The sequence below is a fragment of the Vibrio algicola genome (assembly GCF_009601765.2).
GTDB classification, from domain to species: Bacteria; Pseudomonadota; Gammaproteobacteria; order Enterobacterales; family Vibrionaceae; genus Vibrio; species Vibrio algicola.
The window spans coordinates 2,284,981-2,305,462 of record NZ_CP045699.1; the positions used below are offsets into that span (position 1 = coordinate 2,284,981).

Below are 20,482 nucleotides of genomic sequence, written 5' to 3' on the forward strand. Positions count from 1 at the left end.
CCTTATTGCTTGTTATGCAGCGATGATGGCTCAAAGATCTGGCTAATATCTTTCGCGTCCCAATGTGGAAAATGCTTACGAATAAGGGCATTTAATTCCACTTCAAAGCCTGCACCACCGCTTGAGCTCAACGATTGAGATTGCTGTGACGATAAACGCTCACGGATCATCCCGGCTCCAACGGTGACGTTAGTTAAGCGGTCAACAAAGATAAAACCACCGGTATCTTCACAATCGGTATAGTGATCTAATGCGACGGTTTCCGTTAACGAGATCTCACATAGGCCAATCCCATTTAACGGCAACTCTTGCGCCTCAAATTGGTCAAGGCTATTGATATCATATTGATGTTTAATCGATTCCAATTGTCCAACCGTATGTTTACCGGCAACTTTAATATCGTATTGACGGCCTGCGACTAACGGTTGTTCCGTCATCCATACCACATCGGCTAAGAAGTGATTGGTGGCTTTGATCGATGCGCCCTGCGGGACCAATAAATCGCCACGACTGATATCAATTTCATCATTTAATGTGATGGTGACCGCTTGTCCGGCGCGCGCACTATCAAGATCGCCATCAAAAGTCACTATACGAGCCACGGTCGAACTTTTACCTGATGGTAAAGCAGTGACGCGATCACCAACTGCAATAGTGCCGTTGGCAATGGTGCCAGCAAAACCACGAAAATCTAAATTAGGGCGGCTGACATATTGCACCGGCAGGCGAAACTCACCTTGCGTATGCTCTTGGCTTAAATCGATATTTTCTAAAATTTGCAGTAATGGTAAACCTTGATACCAAGCTAAATTCTCAGTTTGATCGACCACGTTATCGCCTTCTAACGCCGAAATCGGGATCAATTGAATGTCGATACCTTGATTCAGGTTTTTGGAAAATTCAAAATATTGTTGGCGAATTTCTTCAAAGCGCGCTTGAGAATACTCGACCAAGTCCATTTTATTCACCGCAACAACAAAATGACGAATACCTAATAAACTGGCAATAAAGGAGTGACGACGGGTCTGGTCTAAAATCCCTTTACGGGCATCAATTAAGATCACCGCCACATCACAAGTTGATGCACCGGTCGCCATATTACGGGTGTACTGCTCATGCCCAGGCGTATCGGCAATAATAAATTTGCGTTTTTGAGTCGAGAAATAACGATAGGCAACATCAATGGTAATGCCTTGTTCACGCTCAGCTTGCAGGCCATCGACCAACAAAGCTAAGTCTGGGCGCTCACCCGTGGTACCTACACGCTGGCTATCGTTATTGACGGCTGCTAGTTGATCTTCATAAATCTGCTTAGAGTCATGTAACAAACGGCCAATTAAGGTGCTTTTACCATCATCAACCGAACCACAGGTTAAAAAGCGCATTAATGATTTGTATTGATGTTGAGTCAGATACCCTTCGATACCTAGTTCGGCCAACTCGGCCTCTACTGCTGCGTTCATATTAAAATCCTTGTTAATAACCACCCACGAAATGTGTCATTCAGAGCATCACAATTCGTGTTTTAGAAGTAGCCTTGGCGTTTTTTCATTTCCATTGAGCCAGACTGATCATGGTCAATCGCTCGTCCTTGTCTTTCACTCGATGTCGCCACCAACATTTCTTGAATTATTTCAGGCAATGTCGCCGCGGTAGATTCCACCGCACCAGTGAGTGGGTAACAACCGAGCGTTCTAAAGCGCACGCTTTTTTGCTCAACCTGCTCACCTTGTTCAAATACAAAGCGATCATCATCCACCATAATCAACATGCCATCACGGTTGACCACAGGGCGAACTGCAGATAAATACAAAGGCACAATTTCAATATTTTCTAGATAGATATATTGCCAAATATCCAATTCAGTCCAGTTTGAAAGTGGGAACACCCGAATGCTTTCCCCTTTATTAACTTGACCATTGTAGGTTTTCCATAGCTCAGGACGTTGATTTTTTGGATCCCAACCATGGTGCTTATCACGGAATGAATAGACGCGTTCTTTGGCGCGAGATTTCTCTTCATCACGACGAGCGCCGCCAAAAGCCGCATCAAAACCATAGTGATTAAGTGCTTGTTTTAAGCCTTGAGTTTTCATGATATCGGTATGCTTGGATGAGCCATGCACAAAAGGATTACACCCCATCGCGATGCCTTCAGGGTTCTTATGCACCAACAACTCAAAACCGTATTTCTTAGCGGTGCGATCACGAAACTCAATCATTTCTTTGAATTTCCAATCGGTATCGACATGCAATAAAGGGAATGGGATCTTGCCTGGGTAAAAAGCCTTACGTGCCAGATGCAACATCACCGCCGAATCTTTACCCACCGAATACATCATCACTGGGTTATCAAACTCAGCCGCAACTTCACGAATAATATGAATACTTTCCGCTTCCAGTTGTTGTAAGTGAGTTAAACGTTCTTGTTCCATTTCAATATTTCCTTATTACTCTAAGAGCATCTCTTACGGCTAGATATAAGCTACTTAATTAAGCAGATATCACCTTATCTTGATGTGGATTTAATGATGTAAATACTGCGCTGTTATTGAGGCTGGTTTCAATATTCTCGATATTATTGGCGCTATCATCTTGCTGAAACCAGCTGAGTTTTTTAGCCAACTTCACGACTTCACCCACCACTATTAATGAGGGTGATTGTGCCTGAACGGCTAAACTGGCAAGCTCGGATAGCTCACCAATCAGTACTTTTTGATTTTTATGAGTGCCACGTTCAATAATGGCGATAGGGGTGGTAGTCGCTCTACCATGTTCAATCAATTGTTGTTGGATATGACTCGACTTCATCAACCCCATATAAATGACTAAGGTTTGATTACCACGAGCTAAGGTTTTCCATTCCAGCGTATCTTGTTCCGATTTAAGGTGGCCGGTAATAAACATCGCCGATTGAGCGTAATCACGGTGGGTTAATGGGATACCGGCATAAGCCGTTGCACCCGCAGCGGCAGTAATACCTGGGATCACTTCAAATTGAATACCCGCCTCGGCCAACACTTCTAATTCTTCTCCGCCACGACCAAAGACAAATGGGTCCCCGCCTTTGATCCGCGCGACTTTATAACCTTGGTTGGCAAAATCGACTAGAAGCTGATTGGTTTTATGTTGTGGAACGCTATGATGACCGGCCTTTTTACCCACACAAACCAAAATGGTGGTACTCGGAATTAATGCCATGATTTCATCAGAAACAAGATAGTCGTACAGCACCACTTCCGCTTGCTGTAAATAAGATAAAGCCTTCAAGGTGAGTAGCTCAGCATCGCCTGGACCGGCACCAATAAGCGCAACACGACCAGCAGATAATTGACTGGTTGCTTGGGTTAGCAAAGCCTGCATACTTGGAGCTGCTTGTATGCTCTGTTGCTTGCGCATTGGAAATTGTTTAATCGTATCCATAAGCTTAAATCACCATTCATCCTAAATGAGAATTCATTATGACGATCGAAGCCGATTAGCTGAAATGCTAAAAATTCATTCGATATGCAAATAACTGCTAAGGGATAATAGATCCAGCTAATATTAGATCTATCAAACTTATCCGTAAGCAACCGCTAAACCTTGACCAATAGCGCGAAAAGGTTATCGTAGCTATTCGTATTTAAAAGAGCCGTATTTAAAGCGCTGCATTGAAAGAAGCGGCACTTAAATAGGCCATATTGACAAGGAATAGAGTATGCAGTGGAAGTGTGTGAAATTTGCCGAGCTTAGCCCGTTAGAGCTTTATCAGTTATTGCGGCTAAGAGTTGATGTCTTTGTGGTGGAGCAAACCTGCCCTTATCCTGAACTCGATGGCAAAGACATACTAGCTGGGGTTTATCACTTAATAGGGTATCAAGAGAATGAGTTGGTGGCCTGTGCGCGCTTATTGCCACAAGGGGTCAGTTTTTCTGAGGTCAGTATTGGCCGAGTCGCAACTAATAAAAATCATCGAGGTGCAGGGTTAGGTCATCAACTGTTGCAAACCGCGATTGAATCTTGCTTAACATATTGGCCGAATTGCGATATCACCATTGGGGCACAATCGCATTTGGAAGCATATTATCAACAGCATGGATTTAAGAAAGCCAGTGAGGAATACCTTGAAGATGATATCCCTCATATTGATATGACGCGAAAAAATAAAGATTAACGAATTTATTCCGTCCGCGAAAAACCACCACTGGCGAGACGGAAAAATAGCACCGCACCATCTTCTCTCTCTATTTGTAGAATATCCAGATCACCACGATTAGTTAATTTAAAGCGAACCTGCTGACCATGCTTGATCTGACTAAGTGGCTTATCTTTTCCTTCGATCGCGACTAATTTATTGAGATCGGACAAAGATAAATCATTATTTCTAAACACCTGAGAAAGAGTGTCACCTTTGCTCACGGTATAATTATGCCACGGTTCTGGCCCAGCATTATTGGAGATCTCGCGCTTAGCTTGTTGTTCCGCCTTCGCGTCATCACCGGTATTGCCACCAAGACTAATACGTTTTTCATTTTGTTTGTCTTCGGTTTTAGGTTTTGGCTTTGATGCTGTGGTCTCGACCCCATTGATCATCACAGGCACCGCGACACGTTTTGGCTGCGTCACTGCCTTTACTATCGACTCCTGCTTTGGAGTGGATTTGCCAACCGGCAGTAATAACAAAATCAATACCATTGGGATCAGTATCATTAATGCACGTTGGTGTAATTTAGGCAAACTTAGCCAATAAGTCTTAAGCGTGCCAAAAACACTATTTTCGGCTAGTTTTTGTTTAAAGGACGATGGTTGTCGGTTACGTTGATTCACAGCTAAACCTCATTTATATATTCATCATCATAAGAATAAAAGTATTTCTGGTAGAGTACAAAATTTCAGTCTCATCCGATAGTAAAACCCATTATTGTTACAAAGTTTCATCACTATGGGGTAGTTTCATCTCTATGACAGAACTGGTATCCTTTACCCTTCATTTAAAAGCAAACAAGAGATCCGCATGTCTGAAGTTAAATTAGAAACAGTTGAACAAAAAGCAAGTTACGGTATTGGTCTACAAATGGGCCAACAACTTGCAGGTAGTGGCCTTGAAGGTCTTAGCGTCGCTGCTATCGCAAAAGGTATTGCGACTTCATTAACTGGTGACATGCCAGAAATCGAAGTTGACGACATCAATAATGCACTACGCGATCTACACACTCGTGCAGAATCACAACGCGCAGAAGTGGCTAAAGTAGCGGCTGCTGACGGTGAAGCATTCTTGGCTGACAATGCACTACGTTCGGAAGTTACCGTACTTGAGTCTGGTCTTCAATATGAAGTAATGACGGAAGGTACTGGCGAAATCCCAACTTCAGATAAGCAAGTACGCGTTCATTACCACGGTCAATTAACTGACGGTACGGTTTTCGACAGTTCAGTACAACGTGGTCAACCTGCAGAATTCCCAGTGACTGGCGTTATTGCTGGTTGGGTTGAAGCATTGCAACTTATGACGGTTGGCTCTAAGTGGAAATTATACATTCCGCAAGATCTTGCTTACGGTGAGCGTGGCGCTGGTGCGGCAATCCCACCTTTCGCAGCACTTGTATTTGAAGTTGAGCTAATTGCTATTCTTTAATATTGTTGGCTTAGACTAGCAATCAATCAAAACAGCCTAATTTGGCTGTTTTTTTTCATCTACAATTTGTAAATGATAACATCCCAAACATAAAAGTAACAATATTGCTAATTTACCTTAACTAATGAGTGAAGTTATAATATATTGAAAGCGCGAGTGCACTCTTTAATGGACAACCAAACAAACTAATACAATAAGGATATTAACATGAAAAAAATAGCAGTAGGCTTAGTGACTCTTAGCCTTATCATGTCAGCACCAAGCTACGCATTGTTTGGTCTTGGTGAAAAAGATTCTGACTCAGTGAGCAAGCTAAGCTCTCAGATCAGCGATTCTGCTCAAAATAGCTCTGAATTAGTTAATAGCTTGAAAGATCAACTCGGGGTTAGTTCCACTCAAGCTGCGGGTGGTGCGGGCGCATTACTTGCTTTGGCTTCGAATAAATTACCCGCCACAAGTGGTGCTGAATTAGATGGTCTATCTTCACAGCTTGGCGGTTTACTTAATACCGCAAAATCAGCCAGTAGTTCATTAGATAGCATGGCGGCAGTAAAAAGCGCATTTGAAAAATTAGGTTTAGATAGTGCCATGGTCGACCAATATGCACCGATTGTACTTGAATACTTGAATAAAGAAGGGGCGAGCAGCGGTTTAATGGATTCATTAACTAGCCTTTGGAAGTAAAATTAATCACTATCCATTTTTAGCTTTCATATTTTAAAGACAAAAAAAACGCTGAGTCATCGACTCAGCGTTTTTTATTAATGAACTTTCGTATTATTCAGCAGCTTCTTCAGCTGCAGCTGGACGATCTACAAGCTCAATGTAAGCCATTGGAGCTTTATCACCAGTACGGAAGCCACATTTTAAGATGCGAGTGTATCCGCCTTGACGGCTCGCAAAACGTGGACCTAGTTCAGTAAACAATTTTGCTACGACTTCGTTATCACGAGTACGTGCAAATGCTAAACGACGGTTAGCAACGCTATCCGACTTAGCTAATGTAATCAAAGGCTCAACTACGCGGCGAAGCTCTTTTGCCTTAGGCAAAGTCGTCTTAATAACTTCATGACGAACTAGAGAGCAAGCCATGTTGCTAAACATCGCTTTGCGATGGCTGCTGTTGCGGTTGAGTTGACGACCACTCTTACGATGGCGCATGACCTAATCCTTCTAACTAATATCAATTAATCTTCAGCAATCGACGCTGGTGGCCAGTTTTCTAGGCGCATACCTAGAGAAAGACCGCGCGACGCTAGAACATCTTTAATCTCTGTTAAAGACTTCTTACCAAGGTTTGGCGTTTTAAGAAGCTCAACCTCAGTACGCTGTACAAGATCACCGATGTAGTGAATCGCTTCTGCTTTCAAGCAGTTAGCAGAGCGAACTGTTAGTTCAAGATCGTCTACAGGACGCAGTAGAATAGGATCGAACTCCGGCTTCTCTTCTTTCTCTTCTGGTACACGTACATCACGAAGATCTACGAACGCATCAAGTTGTTCAGCTAAAATGGTAGCTGCACGACGAATTGCTTCCTCAGGTTCCAAAGTGCCATTTGTTTCCATATCGATGACAAGCTTGTCTAAATCGGTACGTTGTTCTACACGAGCTGCTTCTACAGCATAGGCGATTTTATCGACTGGGCTGTAAGTTGCATCTACAAGTAGACGACCAATAGGACGCTCATCTTCTTCAGTATGGATACGAGCTGAAGACGGAACATAACCACGACCACGTTCTACTTTGATACGCATAGCGATCTCAGCATTGTCATCCGTTAGGTGACAAATAACGTGCTCTGGGTTAGCGATCTCTACATCACCATCATGGATGATGTCACCTGCAACAACAGGGCCCGAGCCTGATTTATTTAGTGTAATGAACACTTCATCTTTGCCTTCGGCAACACTAACAGCTAAACCTTTCAGGTTAAGAAGAACCTCAAGGATATCCTCTTGAACACCTTCTTTGGTGCTGTACTCGTGTAAAACGCCTTCAATCTCAACTTCTGTTACAGCACAACCTGGCATAGAAGATAAAAGAATACGGCGAAGTGCATTACCTAAAGTGTGGCCAAAACCACGCTCTAAAGGCTCAAGAGTTACTTTTGCATGTGTCGTGCTGATCTGTTCGATGTCAACAAGACGTGGCTTAAGAAATTCTGTTACAGAACCCTGCATTGTGTCCTCTCTTTTGTTTAAACTTTACTTAGAGTAAAGTTCGACGATCAAGTGTTCGTTGATGTCAGCAGATAGATCAGAACGTTCTGGGATGCGTTTAAACACACCTTCCATCTTGCCACCATCTACTTCAATCCAAGTTGGTTTTTCGCGTTGTTCAGCAACTTCTAGAGCCGCTTTAATACGTGATTGCTGTTTAGCTTTTTCACGAATTGATACAACGTCGTTAGCCGAAACTTTGAATGAAGGAACGTTAACTACTTTGCCATTTACTAAGATAGCTTTATGGCTAACTAATTGACGTGATTCAGCGCGAGTAGCACCGAAACCCATACGGTAAATAACATTATCTAAACGACCTTCAAGAAGTTGAAGCAGGTTTGCACCTGTATTGCCTTTAAGGCGTGCAGCTTCTTTGTAGTAGTTGCGGAATTGTTTTTCTAGTACGCCGTACATACGACGAACTTTTTGCTTCTCACGAAGCTGAACGCCATACTCAGATAGACGACCGCGACGAGCGCCGTGTACACCTGGTGCGTTATCAATTTTACACTTGGTATCGATCGCGCGGACACCTGACTTAAGGAATAAGTCAGTACCTTCACGACGACTAAGCTTAAGCTTAGGGCCCAAATATCTTGCCATGATCTTTCTCCAATATTCCTAGAAACGAATTAAACGCGACGTTTCTTAGGTGGACGACAACCGTTATGAGGGATCGGAGTTGCATCAACAATATTAGTAATGCGGTAACCCAATGCGTTTAAAGCACGGATAGTAGACTCACGACCAGGACCAGGGCCCTTAACCATAACTTCCAAGTTCTTTAGGCCATATTCTTTGGCCATTTCACCTGCGCGTTCTGCAGCAACCTGTGCAGCGAACGGCGTAGATTTACGAGAACCACGGAAACCTGATCCACCTGCGGTAGCCCAAGAAAGAGCGTTACCTTGACGGTCAGTAATGGTCACGATTGTGTTGTTAAAAGAAGCATGGATGTGCGCTACGCCATCTGCTACTTGCTTGCGAACGCGTTTACGCGTGCGTGTTGGTTGTTTTGCCATTGTACTCTCTACCTTATCCGATTATTTTTTGATCGGCTTGCGCGGACCCTTACGGGTACGGGCGTTGGTTTTAGTACGCTGTCCACGTAGTGGTAGACTGCGACGATGACGAAGACCGCGGTAACAGCCAAGGTCCATAAGACGCTTGATGTTCATCGATACTTCACGACGTAGATCACCTTCTACAGTGTATTTAGCTACACCATCACGCAGTTGATCAATCTGCTCTTCTGTTAGTTCACTGATCTTAACATGTTCAGCAATACCCACTTCAGCTAAAATAGCTTGAGAACGAGTTTTGCCGATGCCGAAGATCGCGGTTAACGCGATAACTGCATGTTTTTGATCAGGAATGTTAATGCCTGCTATACGGGCCACTATTCACTCCTAGTACTTATATAAAGAATTATCCGCTGCAGAGCCCGTCGAGGATACGCAGCGGCATACTACTTCTTTTGCACGCAAAAGGTAGGCCGAGGAATATACTCGACCTGCCTTCATATTTCAAGTAAAAAAAACTGCTAATTAGCCTTGGCGTTGTTTATGCTTTGGCTCACTGCAAATTACACGCACAACACCGTTGCGCTTGATAACTTTACAGTTACGGCAGATTTTCTTAACGGAAGCACGAACTTTCATTGCTAAACTCCGTAAATGAAACCTGAACTATACTCGTTTAAATTAACGACCATAGCCTTTCAGGTTTGCTTTTTTCAACACAGAATCATACTGCTGAGACATCAGATGAGTCTGTACCTGTGCCATAAAGTCCATGATTACTACCACTACGATAAGTAGTGAAGTACCACCGAAATAGAACTTAACGTTCCAAGCGGTCATCATAAACTGTGGGACGAGACAAATAAAGGTAATATATAAAGCACCAACCAGCGTTAAGCGTGTCATTACTTTATCAATGTATCTTGCTGTCTGCTCACCTGGGCGGATGCCGGGTACGAATGCACCGGACTTCTTCAAATTATCAGCTGTTTCACGCGGGTTAAACACCATCGCAGTATAAAAGAAACAGAAGAAAATAATTGCTGTTGCATACAGTATTATATACAAAGGTTGACCTGGGCTAAGTGCCAAAGACACGTCCGTTAACCAACCAAATGTAGGGCTTTCACCATTCTGACCTAACCATTGGGCTAGAGTTCCTGGGAAAAGAATAATACTTGAAGCAAAGATAGCAGGGATAACGCCCGCCATATTTATCTTCAAAGGTAAATGCGTGCTTTGAGCTGCAAATACTTTACGACCTTGTTGACGTTTCGCATAGTTAACGACGATACGACGTTGACCACGCTCCATAAACACGACGAAGTAAATAACAGCGAACGCAATTACAGCAATTAACAATAGAAGAAGCACGTTCAATTCACCTTGACGCGCTTGCTCAATTGTATGTCCGATTGCAGCAGGCAACCCTGCAACGATACCAGTGAAAATAATCAATGAAATACCGTTACCAATTCCACGCTCAGTAATTTGTTCACCTAACCACATTAAAAACATGGTGCCGGTTACTAGACTGACGGTAGCAATGATTGTGAACATGGTTTTGTCGATAACGACAAGATTGTGGACCATGTTCGGCAGACCAGTTGCAATACCAATTGCTTGGAAAGTTGCCAGCACAAGCGTGCCATAGCGTGTATATCGGCTTATCTTACGACGGCCGGCTTCACCCTCTTTTTTGAGTTCAGCTAACGCTGGATGAACTACTGTTAACAGTTGGACAACGATCGATGCCGAAATATACGGCATGATACCCAACGCTAATATAGATGCACGCGAAAGAGCACCACCAGAGAACATGTTAAACATTTCAATGATGGTACCTTTTTGCTGTTCGAACAAATCGGCAAGTACAGTCGCATCAATACCAGGAATCGGCACAAAAGAGCCAGCTCGGAATACTAAAAGCGCACCTATTACGAATAACAAACGCGACTTTAATTCACCAGTACCCTGTTTAGCAGCACTGAAATCTTGTCCTGGTTTTTTAGCCATCTGTACCTATCCTTCGAAGATTATGCTTCGATTTTACCGCCAGCAGCTTCGATAGCAGCTTGAGCACCTTTAGTCACACGTAGACCTTTAACAGTGACAGACTTACTGATTTCACCAGAAAGAACGATCTTAACAAACTCGATGTTCTTAGTGATTACGTTAGCAGCTTTCAAGCTGTTAAGATCAATAACGTCAGCCGTTACTTTCGCTAGCTCAGCTAGACGAACTTCAGCAGTCACTAGGCTCTTACGAGAAGTGAAACCGAATTTTGGTAGACGTTGTTTCAAAGGCATTTGACCGCCTTCAAAACCTGGACGAACAGAGCCGCCAGAACGTGATTTTTGACCTTTGTGACCGCGGCCACCAGTTTTACCTAGTCCAGAACCGATACCGCGACCTAAACGCTTCTTAGAAGGTTTAGAACCTGCAGCCGGTGATAGAGTATTCAAACGCATTCTGATTACTCCTCAACTTTAACCATATAGTAAACTTTGTTGATCATTCCGCGTACACACGGAGTATCTTCAAGTTCAACTGTATGGTTGATTCGACGAAGGCCTAGACCACGCAAAGAAGCTTTATGCTTCGGTAGACGGCCGATTGAGCTTTTAGTTTGAGTTACTTTAATAGTTGCCATGGTGTTCTTACTCCGAAATAGATTCAACAGTTAGACCACGCTTAGCAGCAACCATTTCTGGTGACTTCATGCCGCTCAAACCATCAATCGTTGCGCGAACAACGTTGATTGGGTTGGTAGAGCCATACGCCTTAGCAAGTACGTTATGGACACCTACAACTTCAAGTACTGCACGCATTGCACCACCGGCAATGATACCTGTACCTTCTGAAGCTGGTTGCATGTAAACTTTAGAGCCTGTATGGCGACCTTTCACTGAGTGGTGAAGTGTGCCTTCATTAAGTGCGATAGTAACCATGTTACGACGCGCTTTTTCCATTGCTTTTTGAATCGCAGCTGGTACTTCACGGGCTTTACCGTAACCGAAACCGATGCGACCATTACCGTCACCAACTACTGTTAGTGCAGTAAAGCTAAAGATTCGACCACCTTTAACCGTTTTTGCAACACGGTTAACAGCGATTAACTTTTCGTTCAAATCTGAAGCTTGTTGTTCTTGTTTAGCCATCTTCCAACCCTACCTTAGAATTTCAGACCAGCTTCACGTGCAGAATCTGCAAGTGCCGCTACTCGACCGTGGTATTGGAAACCAGAACGATCGAATGCAACATCAGAGATGCCTTTTTCGATAGCGCGCTCAGCAATAGCTTTACCTACAGCTTTAGCAGCGTCAACGTTACTAGTATTCTTAACTTGCTCACGGATCGCCTTTTCTACAGTAGAAGCAGATGCGATAACCACAGAGCCGTTTGGTGCGATAACCTGAGCGTACACGTGACGTGGAGTACGATGTACTACTAGGCGATTTGCACCTAGCTCGGCAATCTTACGACGTGCGCGTGTAGCACGACGGATGCGAGATGCTTTCTTATCCATAGTGTTACCTTACTTCTTCTTAGCTTCTTTAGTACGCACATTTTCATCTGCGTAACGAACACCTTTGCCTTTATAAGGCTCAGGCTCACGGTAAGAACGAATATCAGCCGCAACTTGACCAACAAGTTGTTTATCACAACCGGTTAAAACGATCTCAGTTTGACTTGGACATTCTGCTTTAACACCTTCTGGTAGAGCGTGCTCAACCGGGTGTGAGAAGCCTAAAGTGAGACCTACAGCGTTGCCTTTAATAGCAGCACGGTAACCAACACCTTTAAGAACTAGCTTCTTAGTAAAGCCTTCAGTAACACCAACAACCATGTTGTTAACAAGTGCGCGAGCTGTACCAGCTTGAGCATTTGACTTAAACACACCTTCTTTAGGTGTGAATATTAGGTTGTTATCTTCCTGTGAAAGAACAACATCGTTATTAATAACGCGCGTCAATTCACCTTTACCACCTTTTACAGTGATTTCCTGGCCGTTCAGTTTCACCTCAACGCCGGCAGGAATAGCAACGGGTGCTTTAGCAACACGAGACATAGTCTACTCCTTACGCAACGTAACAGATGATTTCACCGCCAAGACCTGCTTTACGAGCAGCACGGTCAGACATCAGACCCTTGGAAGTGGACACAACAGCAACACCCAAACCGCCCATCACAGTCGGTAACGTGTCTTTATTTTTATAGACGCGTAGACCAGGACGTGAAACACGTTGGATTTGCTCGATAACTGGTTTAGCTTGGAAGTACTTAAGTGTAACTTCTAGCACAGGTTTTACTTCGCCATCAGTAGCGAAGTCAGTGATGTAACCTTCAGCTTTAAGTAAAGTAGCAAGTGCAACTTTAAGCTTTGAAGAAGGCATTTTCACAGCAACTTTATTTGCTGACTGCCCGTTACGAATACGGGTCAGCATATCCGAAATCGGATCTTGCATGCTCATAAGATTTACTCCAAATGATTAAGTGGCAATTACCAGCTGGCCTTACGAAGTCCAGGAATCTCGCCTTTCATGCAAGCTTCACGAACTTTGATACGGCTCAGACCGAATTTACGTAGGAAACCGTGTGGACGACCAGTTTGGTTGCAACGGTTGCGCTGACGTGATGCACTTGAATCACGTGGAAGAGATTGCAGTTTTAAAACCGCATTCCAACGATCTTCTTCAGATGCGTTTACATCGCTGATGATTGCTTTAAGAGCAGAACGCTTTTCAGCGAATTGCGCTACAAGCTTTGCACGTTTAGTTTCACGTGCTTTCATTGATTGTTTAGCCATAACAGTAACCCTTCACCTTATTTGCGGAATGGGAAGTTAAAGGCAGCCAGCAGAGCTCGACCTTCTTCATCGGTGCTTGCAGACGTCGTGATAGTAATATCAAGACCGCGTACACGATCGACTTTATCATAGTCGATTTCCGGAAAGATGATTTGCTCGCGAACGCCCATGCTGTAGTTACCGCGTCCGTCAAAAGACTTAGCGCTAACACCACGGAAATCACGTACTCGTGGAAGAGCGATAGAAATCAAACGCTCAAAGAAATCCCACATACGCTCGCCACGCAAGGTTACTTTACAACCAATTGGGTAGCCTTCACGGATTTTGAAACCAGCAACAGATTTACGTGCTTTAGTGATAAGTGGCTTTTGACCTGAGATGGTCGCCATATCACTTGCTGCGTTCTCTAGTAGTTTCTTATCGTTAATTGCTTCACCAACGCCCATATTTAGGGTGATTTTATCAATCCTAGGGACTTGCATGACGCTTGTGTAGCTGAACTCTTTGGTCAGTTCAGCGACTACAGACGACTTGTAGTAATCATGCAGTTTCGCCATAGTAGAACTCCAAATTATTCACCGTTTGATTTGAAGAAACGCACTTTAGTGCCTTCTTCCAAACGGAAACCGATACGATCCGCTTTACCAGTAGATGCGTTAAAGATTGCAACGTTAGAAGCATCAATAGCTGCTTCTTGTTCAACGATGCCACCTTGCTGACCTAGAGCCGGTTGAGGCTTTTGGTGTTTTTTAACAAGGTTGATACCTTCAACGAAAACTTTACCAGTTTCGAGAACCTTAGTTACTTTACCGCGCTTGCCTTTGTCTTTCCCAGCAAGAACGATTACTTCGTCATTACGACGGATTTTAGCTGCCATTTTTGTCGCTCCTTACAGAACTTCTGGTGCAAGTGACACAATCTTCATGAATTTCGCATTACGAAGCTCACGAGTCACAGGACCAAAGATACGTGTACCGACTGGTTGCTCAGTATTGTCATTCAACAATACACAAGCATTACGGTCGAAGCGAATGACAGAACCGTCTGGACGACGAACGCCTTTACGGGTGCGCACCACTACCGCTTTCAGGACATCACCTTTTTTAACTTTACCGCGTGGAATTGCTTCCTTAACAGTAACTTTAATGATATCTCCGATATGTGCATAACGGCGGTGAGAGCCACCCAGAACCTTAATACACATTACTCTGCGAGCGCCGGAATTATCCGCTGCGTCCAGTGTACTTTGCATTTGGATCATGTTAGTGCTCCGCTAAATATTAAAACTAGACCCATCACGGGTCGGGCTGCCTCTTTTACAAGGGCTGCGAATTGTACCACCGTTTCTTTCAGAAAGGTAGTCAAAAAATAAACGGCTCCAAAAAAACGTTTGGAGCCGCTTTAAAAGCTTAGAATATAAGGAAAATTAAATTTTCGCTTTTTCTAAAACTTTTACCAAAGTCCAAGATTTTGTCTTAGACAGTGGACGACACTCACAGATTTCAACTTTGTCACCTAGGCGACATTCGTTGGTTTCATCATGTGCATGTACTTTTGTCGTACGCTTGATGAACTTCCCGTATACAGGATGTTTAACAAAGCGTTCGATAGCAACAACGATAGACTTGTCCATCTTGTCGCTAATTACACGACCTTGAGTCGTACGAGTAGTTTCGCTCATTATGCGCCTGCCTTACTAGTCAAAACAGTCTTAACACGTGCGATATCACGACGTACAGCTTTCAGAGTATGAGTCTGCTGTAGTTGACCAGTCGCAGCTTGCATACGCAAGTTAAACTGTTCACGTAGCAAGCTCAATAACTCAGCGTTAAGCTCTTCAACGCTTTTTTCGCGTAGGTCTTGTGCTTTCATCACATCACCTGCTTAGTTACAAAAGTTGTTTTTATAGGCAGTTTACGTGCCGCAAGACGGAACGCTTCACGTGCCAACTCTTCAGGTACACCACCCATCTCGTACATCACTTTACCTGGTTGGATTTGGGCAACCCAATATTCTACGTTACCCTTACCTTTACCTTGACGAACTTCAAGAGGTTTTTCAGTGATAGGCTTGTCTGGAAAAACTCGGATCCAGATTTGACCTTGACGCTTAACGTGACGCGTCATTGCACGACGTGCCGCTTCGATTTGACGAGCAGTCATTCGACCACGGCCAACAGCTTTAAGACCGAATTCGCCGAAGCTCACATCAGTACCTTTAGCTAGACCACGGTTACGACCAGTCATAACCTTACGGAATTTAGTACGTTTAGGTTGTAGCATCAGTCGACTCCTTACTTACGGCTTTTACGCTGCTTCTTAGGCTTGTCAGCCTTTGGCTCAACAGCGTTTGCGTCAGGCATTCCACCAAGGATTTCTCCTTTGAAGATCCAAACTTTAACGCCGATCACACCGTATTGGGTGTGAGCCGAAGAAGTTGCGTAATCAATGTCAGCACGTAGGGTATGTAGTGGCACACGGCCTTCACGGTACCATTCAGTACGCGCGATTTCAGCACCGCCAAGACGGCCGCTTACTTCTACTTTAATACCCTTAGCACCTAGACGCATTGCGTTTTGTACTGCGCGCTTCATAGCGCGACGGAACATAACACGACGTTCTAGTTGAGACGAGATGCTATCAGCCACTAATTGACCATCTAGCTCTGGTTTGCGTACTTCGGCAATATTAATTTGCGCCGGTACACCTGCTATTTTAGCTACAGCTGCGCGTAGCTTCTCAACGTCTTCGCCTTTCTTACCGATTACGATACCAGGGCGAGCAGTGTGAATAGTCACACGGATGCTTTTCGCTGGACGCTCGATAACGATGCGAGATAAAGACGCTTTTTGCAGTTCTTTCGTTAAGAACTGACGTACCTTGAAGTCGCCGTCTAGGTTGTCAGCGAACTCTTTGGTATTAGCAAACCATGTAGCATTCCAAGGCTTAACGATGCCAAGACGAATACCATTTGGATGTACTTTCTGACCCATTTGCTTACTCTCCTAGTCTTTTAGCGATCCGCTACAACAATACTGATGTGGCTTGAACGCTTCAAGATACGATCCGCACGGCCTTTAGCACGAGGCATAATACGCTTCATGATAGGACCCTCATCTACGAAGATTTTAGCGACATTAAGATCGTCGATATCTGCACCTTCGTTGTGTTCCGCATTTGCAATCGCAGAATCAAGAACTTTCTTAATAAGTTCAGCAGCTTTTTTGTTGCTGAACGTTAGAATTTCAAGAGCTTGTTCTACTGATTTACCACGGATTTGGTCTGCAACTAAGCGAGCTTTCTGTGGAGAAATGCGAGCAAAGTTATGTTTAGCAATAGCTTCCATCATCTACTCCCTATTTCTTCTTAGCTTTCTTATCTGCAGCATGGCCGCGATAGGTACGAGTTGGCGCAAATTCGCCCAGCTTGTGACCGATCATTTCATCGGTAACGAAAACTGGTACGTGCTGACGACCATTATGGACAGCGATGGTCAAACCGATCATTGTAGGAATGATCATTGAGCGACGGGACCAAGTCTTAATAGGCTTTTTGTCTCCGCTTTCCACCGCTTTCTCTACCTTCTTCAGCAAGTGTAGGTCAATAAAAGGACCTTTCTTGAGAGAACGTGGCATGGCTTATCCTCTATTTAGATTATTTGTTACGACGACGTACAATGTACTTGTCGGTGCGTTTATTCTTACGGGTTTTGAAGCCCTTAGTTGGCATACCCCATGGTGAAACCGGATGACGGCCACCAGATGTACGACCTTCACCACCACCATGTGGGTGATCTACTGGGTTCATCACAACACCGCGAACGGTTGGACGAATACCGCGCCAGCGGTTAGCACCAGCTTTACCAAGTTCACGAAGCATGTGTTCAGAGTTACCTACTTCACCGATAGTAGCACGGCCTTCAGATAACACTTTACGCATCTCACCAGAACGTAAGCGTAGAGTTACATATGAACCGTCGCGAGCGACAAGTTGTGCATATGCGCCAGCTGAACGAGCTAGCTGTGCACCTTTACCAGGCTTAAGTTCAATACAGTGAATAGTCGAACCTACTGGGATGTTACGCATCGGCAGAGTGTTACCTGCTTTGATTGCGGCATCAACGCCAGATTGGATCGCATCACCAGCTTGAATGCCTTTAGGTGCAATGATGTAACGACGTTCACCGTCTGCATACAAGACTAAAGCAATGTTTGCACTACGGTTTGGATCGTATTCTAGACGTTCAACCTTTGCAGGAATTCCATCTTTGTTACGTTTAAAGTCAATCAGACGGTAATGGTGCTTGTGACCACCACCAATGTGACGAACTGTAATACGACCGTTATTGTTACGACCACCGTTCTTAGAGTTTTTCTCTAAAAGTGGTGCGTAAGGCTTACCTTTATGAAGGTCAGCATTAACTACTTTAACAACGTGGCGACGACCAGGGGAAGTCGGCTTACACTTAACAATAGCCATTTTTAACTACTCCTGTTACTCAGCACCGCCAACGAAGTCAAGGTCTTGGCCTTCTTTCAAAGTAACGTAAGCTTTCTTGACGTCTGAACGACGGCCTTCACGTGTACCTTGACGTTTGGTCTTACCCTTAAGAACAAGGGTATTTACAGACTTAACTTCAACTTCAAATAGCTTCTCTACTGCTGCTTTGATCTCTTTTTTCGTTGCGTTAATAGCAACTTTAAAAACGATAGTGTTTGCTTTTTCAGCAGTCATTGTCGCTTTTTCAGAGACGTGCGGGGCACGTAGAACTTTTAGTAGACGCTCTTCACTGATCATGCCAGCATCTCCTCAACTTGCTTCACTGCGTCAGCAGTAATTAGAACCTTGTTAAATGCAATCAGACTTACTGGATCAATACCAGCTACGTCACGTGCATCAACTTTATAAAGGTTACGAGCAGCTAAGAATAGATTCTCGTCTACTTCGCTAGTTACGATTAAAACATCGTTTAGCTCAAGATCTTTAAGCTTAGCAACTAGGTCTTTAGTTTTTGGCGCTTCAACTGAGAAGTTATCAACAACGATTAAACGCTCTTGACGAACTAATTCAGAAAGAATGCTTTTCATAGCACCACGGTACATTTTTTTGTTAACTTTTTGGCTGTGATTTTGTGGTTTCGCAGCAAAAGTAACACCACCTGTACGCCAGATTGGGCTACGGATTGTACCAGCACGCGCACGGCCAGTACCTTTTTGACGCCATGGTTTAGCGCCGCCACCAGATACTTCAGAACGAGTCTTTTGAGCACGAGTACCTTGACGAGCACCTGCTGCATACGCAACAACTACTTGATGTACAAGAGCTTCGTTAAACTCACGTCCGAAAGTAGTCTCGGAAACAGTTAGTGCATCAGCACCTTTAACCATCAATTCCATTACTTACTCCTAGACGTTATGCTTTAACAGCTGGCTTTACGATAACGTTGCCACCGATAGAACCGGGTACTGCACCTTTAATAAGAAGCAGATTGCGTTCAGCGTCAACACGTACGATCTCTAGGTTCTGAGTCGTTACACGCTCAGCTCCCATGTGACCAGCCATTTTTTTGCCTTTAAACACGCGACCTGGAGTTTGACATTGGCCAATTGAACCCGGTGCACGGTGAGACAAAGAGTTACCATGAGTCATATCTTGAGTACGGAAGTTCCAACGCTTAACTACGCCTTGGAAGCCCTTACCTTTAGATGTACCAGTAACGTCTACTTTTTTGATTTCATTGAAAAGTTCTACGTTTAGCTCAGCGCCAACTTCAAACTCTTCACCGTTTTCTAAACGGAATTCCCAAAGACCGCGACCTGCTTCAACACCTGCTTTCGCAAAGTGACCAGCTTCAGGTTTAGTTACACGGTTAGCTTTCTTAGAACCTGCAGTTACTTGAATAGCTGCGTAACCATCAATCTCAAGAGTACGTACTTGAGAAACACGGTTAACTTCAACTTCAACAACTGTTACAGGAATAGAAACGCCTTCTTCGGTAAATACGCGGGTCATACCCACTTTACGACCGACTAGACCAATCATTATCTCTTCTCCCTTAACCTAGGCTGATTTGAACATCAACGCCAGCAGCAAGATCTAAACGCATCAATGCATCAACAGTTTTATCTGTTGGCTCAACGATGTCGATCAAACGCTTGTGAGTACGAATTTCGTACTGGTCACGTGCGTCTTTGTTGACGTGAGGAGAAGTAAGAACAGTGAAACGCTCTTTACGAGTAGGCAGTGGAATAGGACCACGAACCTGTGCGCCGGTGCGCTTTGCTGTTTCAACGATTTCCGCTGTAGACTGATCGATTAAACGATAATCGAAAGCCTTAAGACGGATACGAATACGTTGGTTCTGCATGAGACAGAGCTCCAATTAATTAATTACACAAACAATATCGCCACTCAACTGCATAAATTTGCAGGAATGTCGATTGATTTATGTGAAACCGTAGTGCCCTTATTGGGTACATTGTCAGTTAATTGTGATTAACATTTCTTATAGTGATGGCGAACAATCGCTAACTGCAATAAACATTAATTTCATTAACTGCGAACATAAGCTGAGTATACATTATGGTTAATCACCGAATTATCTCTAAAAGATAAAGAGTGTTAACACGAATCCTCGCTGCTCATTGGTTCACAACTGGCTTAACCAGTGCGTTGCATTATACAGATCACAAAACGGGATGCAAGTGTTGGATGAAAATTAATCGGAACAATACGATTTAGGTGCGAGGTGCGAGGTGCGAGGTGCGAGGTGCGAGGTGCGAGGTGCGAGGAAATGATAGTCTGTAAAAACAA

General features: G+C 44.0%; 35 protein-coding genes. 3 read left to right on the forward strand and 32 right to left on the reverse strand.

Translation table 11 applies throughout. From position 1 onward, the window contains the following. Nucleotides 1-2: 2 nt before the first annotated feature. The 3 genes from cysN to cobA all read right to left on the reverse strand — a co-directional run bounded on the left by cysN (nucleotide 3) and on the right by cobA (nucleotide 3,422). On the reverse strand, nucleotides 3-1,463 hold the full coding sequence (gene cysN / locus GFB47_RS10365) for a sulfate adenylyltransferase subunit CysN (RefSeq protein ID WP_153447897.1): 1,461 nt from the start codon (nucleotides 1,461-1,463) through the stop codon (nucleotides 3-5). 62 nt (nucleotides 1,464-1,525) lie between these two features. After that, nucleotides 1,526-2,434 (reverse strand): sulfate adenylyltransferase subunit CysD, encoded by a 909-nt coding sequence (gene cysD, locus GFB47_RS10370; RefSeq protein WP_153447898.1) that lies wholly within the window; start codon nucleotides 2,432-2,434, stop codon nucleotides 1,526-1,528. 58 nt (nucleotides 2,435-2,492) lie between these two features. Further along, nucleotides 2,493-3,422, reverse strand: coding sequence for a uroporphyrinogen-III C-methyltransferase (gene cobA / locus GFB47_RS10375; RefSeq protein ID WP_153447899.1), 930 nt, complete (start codon nucleotides 3,420-3,422; stop codon nucleotides 2,493-2,495). Nucleotides 3,423-3,699: 277 nt separating this feature from the next. Here cobA and GFB47_RS10380 point away from each other — a divergent pair, with 277 nt between their 5' ends. After that, nucleotides 3,700-4,155 (forward strand): GNAT family N-acetyltransferase, encoded by a 456-nt coding sequence (locus GFB47_RS10380; protein ID WP_153447900.1) that lies wholly within the window; start codon nucleotides 3,700-3,702, stop codon nucleotides 4,153-4,155. Between the two features lie 5 nt (nucleotides 4,156-4,160). On the opposite strand, the gene GFB47_RS10385 is transcribed toward GFB47_RS10380, so the two are convergent. Continuing rightward, nucleotides 4,161-4,808 (reverse strand): LysM-like peptidoglycan-binding domain-containing protein, encoded by a 648-nt coding sequence (locus GFB47_RS10385; RefSeq protein ID WP_225874269.1) that lies wholly within the window; start codon nucleotides 4,806-4,808, stop codon nucleotides 4,161-4,163. A gap of 187 nt (nucleotides 4,809-4,995) precedes the next feature. On the opposite strand from GFB47_RS10385, the gene GFB47_RS10395 reads away from it, so the two are divergent. Together GFB47_RS10395 and GFB47_RS10400 are read left to right on the forward strand one after the other, a co-directional pair. Further along, the gene (locus GFB47_RS10395; RefSeq protein ID WP_153447901.1) at nucleotides 4,996-5,616 is read left to right on the forward strand and encodes an FKBP-type peptidyl-prolyl cis-trans isomerase; all 621 of its coding nucleotides are present in this window, start codon (nucleotides 4,996-4,998) and stop codon (nucleotides 5,614-5,616) included. Nucleotides 5,617-5,823: 207 nt separating this feature from the next. Continuing rightward, entirely contained in the window at nucleotides 5,824-6,300 is a 477-nt protein-coding gene (locus GFB47_RS10400) for a DUF2780 domain-containing protein (protein ID WP_153447902.1), read from the forward strand. A 93-nt stretch (nucleotides 6,301-6,393) separates the two neighbouring features. Here GFB47_RS10400 and rplQ read toward each other — a convergent pair whose 3' ends face one another. The 28 genes from rplQ to rpsJ form a co-directional block, all read right to left on the reverse strand. Continuing rightward, complete coding sequence (gene rplQ / locus GFB47_RS10405; protein WP_153447903.1) at nucleotides 6,394-6,777, reverse strand: 50S ribosomal protein L17; 384 nt, start codon at nucleotides 6,775-6,777, stop codon at nucleotides 6,394-6,396. A gap of 26 nt (nucleotides 6,778-6,803) precedes the next feature. Further along, nucleotides 6,804-7,796 (reverse strand): DNA-directed RNA polymerase subunit alpha, encoded by a 993-nt coding sequence (locus tag GFB47_RS10410; RefSeq protein WP_153447904.1) that lies wholly within the window; start codon nucleotides 7,794-7,796, stop codon nucleotides 6,804-6,806. 24 nt (nucleotides 7,797-7,820) lie between these two features. Beyond that, nucleotides 7,821-8,441, reverse strand: a complete 621-nt coding sequence (gene rpsD / locus GFB47_RS10415) for a 30S ribosomal protein S4 (RefSeq protein WP_153447905.1) — start codon at nucleotides 8,439-8,441, stop codon at nucleotides 7,821-7,823. 29 nt (nucleotides 8,442-8,470) lie between these two features. After that, nucleotides 8,471-8,860 (reverse strand): 30S ribosomal protein S11, encoded by a 390-nt coding sequence (rpsK, locus tag GFB47_RS10420; RefSeq protein WP_027697910.1) that lies wholly within the window; start codon nucleotides 8,858-8,860, stop codon nucleotides 8,471-8,473. Between the two features lie 21 nt (nucleotides 8,861-8,881). After that, nucleotides 8,882-9,238, reverse strand: a complete 357-nt coding sequence (gene rpsM, locus GFB47_RS10425; RefSeq protein ID WP_153447906.1) for a 30S ribosomal protein S13 — start codon at nucleotides 9,236-9,238, stop codon at nucleotides 8,882-8,884. 147 nt (nucleotides 9,239-9,385) lie between these two features. Then, nucleotides 9,386-9,499 carry a 50S ribosomal protein L36 gene (gene rpmJ, locus GFB47_RS10430; protein WP_000868186.1) on the reverse strand — a complete coding sequence of 38 codons (114 nt, stop codon included), beginning with the start codon at nucleotides 9,497-9,499 and terminating at the stop codon, nucleotides 9,386-9,388. 42 nt (nucleotides 9,500-9,541) lie between these two features. Beyond that, complete coding sequence (gene secY, locus GFB47_RS10435) at nucleotides 9,542-10,876, reverse strand: preprotein translocase subunit SecY (RefSeq protein ID WP_153447907.1); 1,335 nt, start codon at nucleotides 10,874-10,876, stop codon at nucleotides 9,542-9,544. A 20-nt stretch (nucleotides 10,877-10,896) separates the two neighbouring features. Then, nucleotides 10,897-11,331 (reverse strand): 50S ribosomal protein L15, encoded by a 435-nt coding sequence (gene rplO / locus GFB47_RS10440; RefSeq protein ID WP_153447908.1) that lies wholly within the window; start codon nucleotides 11,329-11,331, stop codon nucleotides 10,897-10,899. Between the two features lie 5 nt (nucleotides 11,332-11,336). Then, the gene (gene rpmD, locus GFB47_RS10445; protein WP_101111175.1) at nucleotides 11,337-11,513 is read right to left on the reverse strand and encodes a 50S ribosomal protein L30; all 177 of its coding nucleotides are present in this window, start codon (nucleotides 11,511-11,513) and stop codon (nucleotides 11,337-11,339) included. Between the two features lie 7 nt (nucleotides 11,514-11,520). Next, entirely contained in the window at nucleotides 11,521-12,021 is a 501-nt protein-coding gene (rpsE, locus tag GFB47_RS10450) for a 30S ribosomal protein S5 (protein WP_153447909.1), read from the reverse strand. Nucleotides 12,022-12,035: 14 nt separating this feature from the next. After that, nucleotides 12,036-12,389 (reverse strand): 50S ribosomal protein L18, encoded by a 354-nt coding sequence (rplR, locus tag GFB47_RS10455; RefSeq protein WP_086962098.1) that lies wholly within the window; start codon nucleotides 12,387-12,389, stop codon nucleotides 12,036-12,038. Nucleotides 12,390-12,398: 9 nt separating this feature from the next. Next, nucleotides 12,399-12,932 (reverse strand): 50S ribosomal protein L6, encoded by a 534-nt coding sequence (gene rplF, locus GFB47_RS10460; protein WP_153447910.1) that lies wholly within the window; start codon nucleotides 12,930-12,932, stop codon nucleotides 12,399-12,401. Between the two features lie 10 nt (nucleotides 12,933-12,942). Then, nucleotides 12,943-13,335: a 30S ribosomal protein S8 gene (gene rpsH, locus GFB47_RS10465; protein WP_153447911.1), complete on the reverse strand. Its 393-nt coding sequence runs from the start codon at nucleotides 13,333-13,335 to the stop codon at nucleotides 12,943-12,945. Nucleotides 13,336-13,364: 29 nt separating this feature from the next. Further along, complete coding sequence (gene rpsN, locus GFB47_RS10470; protein WP_153447912.1) at nucleotides 13,365-13,670, reverse strand: 30S ribosomal protein S14; 306 nt, start codon at nucleotides 13,668-13,670, stop codon at nucleotides 13,365-13,367. A gap of 17 nt (nucleotides 13,671-13,687) precedes the next feature. Further along, the gene (gene rplE, locus GFB47_RS10475; RefSeq protein WP_153447913.1) at nucleotides 13,688-14,227 is read right to left on the reverse strand and encodes a 50S ribosomal protein L5; all 540 of its coding nucleotides are present in this window, start codon (nucleotides 14,225-14,227) and stop codon (nucleotides 13,688-13,690) included. Nucleotides 14,228-14,241: 14 nt separating this feature from the next. Next, nucleotides 14,242-14,547 (reverse strand): 50S ribosomal protein L24, encoded by a 306-nt coding sequence (gene rplX, locus GFB47_RS10480; protein ID WP_153447914.1) that lies wholly within the window; start codon nucleotides 14,545-14,547, stop codon nucleotides 14,242-14,244. Between the two features lie 12 nt (nucleotides 14,548-14,559). Further along, nucleotides 14,560-14,931: a 50S ribosomal protein L14 gene (rplN, locus tag GFB47_RS10485; protein ID WP_017026385.1), complete on the reverse strand. Its 372-nt coding sequence runs from the start codon at nucleotides 14,929-14,931 to the stop codon at nucleotides 14,560-14,562. A gap of 165 nt (nucleotides 14,932-15,096) precedes the next feature. Next, nucleotides 15,097-15,351, reverse strand: coding sequence for a 30S ribosomal protein S17 (gene rpsQ / locus GFB47_RS10490; protein WP_153447915.1), 255 nt, complete (start codon nucleotides 15,349-15,351; stop codon nucleotides 15,097-15,099). Beyond that, a complete protein-coding gene (rpmC, locus tag GFB47_RS10495) occupies nucleotides 15,351-15,542 on the reverse strand; it encodes a 50S ribosomal protein L29 (RefSeq protein WP_153447916.1) in 192 nt (63 codons plus the stop codon). The genes rpsQ and rpmC overlap by 1 nt, the downstream gene beginning before the upstream one ends. Beyond that, nucleotides 15,542-15,952 (reverse strand): 50S ribosomal protein L16, encoded by a 411-nt coding sequence (gene rplP / locus GFB47_RS10500; protein ID WP_153447917.1) that lies wholly within the window; start codon nucleotides 15,950-15,952, stop codon nucleotides 15,542-15,544. The genes rpmC and rplP overlap by 1 nt, the downstream gene beginning before the upstream one ends. Nucleotides 15,953-15,963: 11 nt before the next feature. Further along, entirely contained in the window at nucleotides 15,964-16,662 is a 699-nt protein-coding gene (rpsC, locus tag GFB47_RS10505; RefSeq protein WP_153447918.1) for a 30S ribosomal protein S3, read from the reverse strand. 20 nt (nucleotides 16,663-16,682) lie between these two features. Further along, complete coding sequence (gene rplV, locus GFB47_RS10510; protein WP_153448223.1) at nucleotides 16,683-17,015, reverse strand: 50S ribosomal protein L22; 333 nt, start codon at nucleotides 17,013-17,015, stop codon at nucleotides 16,683-16,685. 10 nt (nucleotides 17,016-17,025) lie between these two features. Beyond that, the gene (gene rpsS / locus GFB47_RS10515) at nucleotides 17,026-17,304 is read right to left on the reverse strand and encodes a 30S ribosomal protein S19 (protein ID WP_001138114.1); all 279 of its coding nucleotides are present in this window, start codon (nucleotides 17,302-17,304) and stop codon (nucleotides 17,026-17,028) included. A gap of 19 nt (nucleotides 17,305-17,323) precedes the next feature. After that, the gene (gene rplB, locus GFB47_RS10520; RefSeq protein ID WP_153447919.1) at nucleotides 17,324-18,148 is read right to left on the reverse strand and encodes a 50S ribosomal protein L2; all 825 of its coding nucleotides are present in this window, start codon (nucleotides 18,146-18,148) and stop codon (nucleotides 17,324-17,326) included. A 15-nt stretch (nucleotides 18,149-18,163) separates the two neighbouring features. Further along, a complete protein-coding gene (gene rplW, locus GFB47_RS10525; protein ID WP_153447920.1) occupies nucleotides 18,164-18,466 on the reverse strand; it encodes a 50S ribosomal protein L23 in 303 nt (100 codons plus the stop codon). Further along, on the reverse strand, nucleotides 18,463-19,065 hold the full coding sequence (gene rplD / locus GFB47_RS10530) for a 50S ribosomal protein L4 (protein WP_153447921.1): 603 nt from the start codon (nucleotides 19,063-19,065) through the stop codon (nucleotides 18,463-18,465). The genes rplW and rplD overlap by 4 nt, the downstream gene beginning before the upstream one ends. 16 nt (nucleotides 19,066-19,081) lie before the next feature. After that, nucleotides 19,082-19,711, reverse strand: coding sequence for a 50S ribosomal protein L3 (gene rplC, locus GFB47_RS10535; protein WP_153447922.1), 630 nt, complete (start codon nucleotides 19,709-19,711; stop codon nucleotides 19,082-19,084). A gap of 13 nt (nucleotides 19,712-19,724) precedes the next feature. Further along, entirely contained in the window at nucleotides 19,725-20,036 is a 312-nt protein-coding gene (rpsJ, locus tag GFB47_RS10540; RefSeq protein ID WP_153447923.1) for a 30S ribosomal protein S10, read from the reverse strand. Between the last annotated feature and the right edge of the window lie 446 nt (nucleotides 20,037-20,482).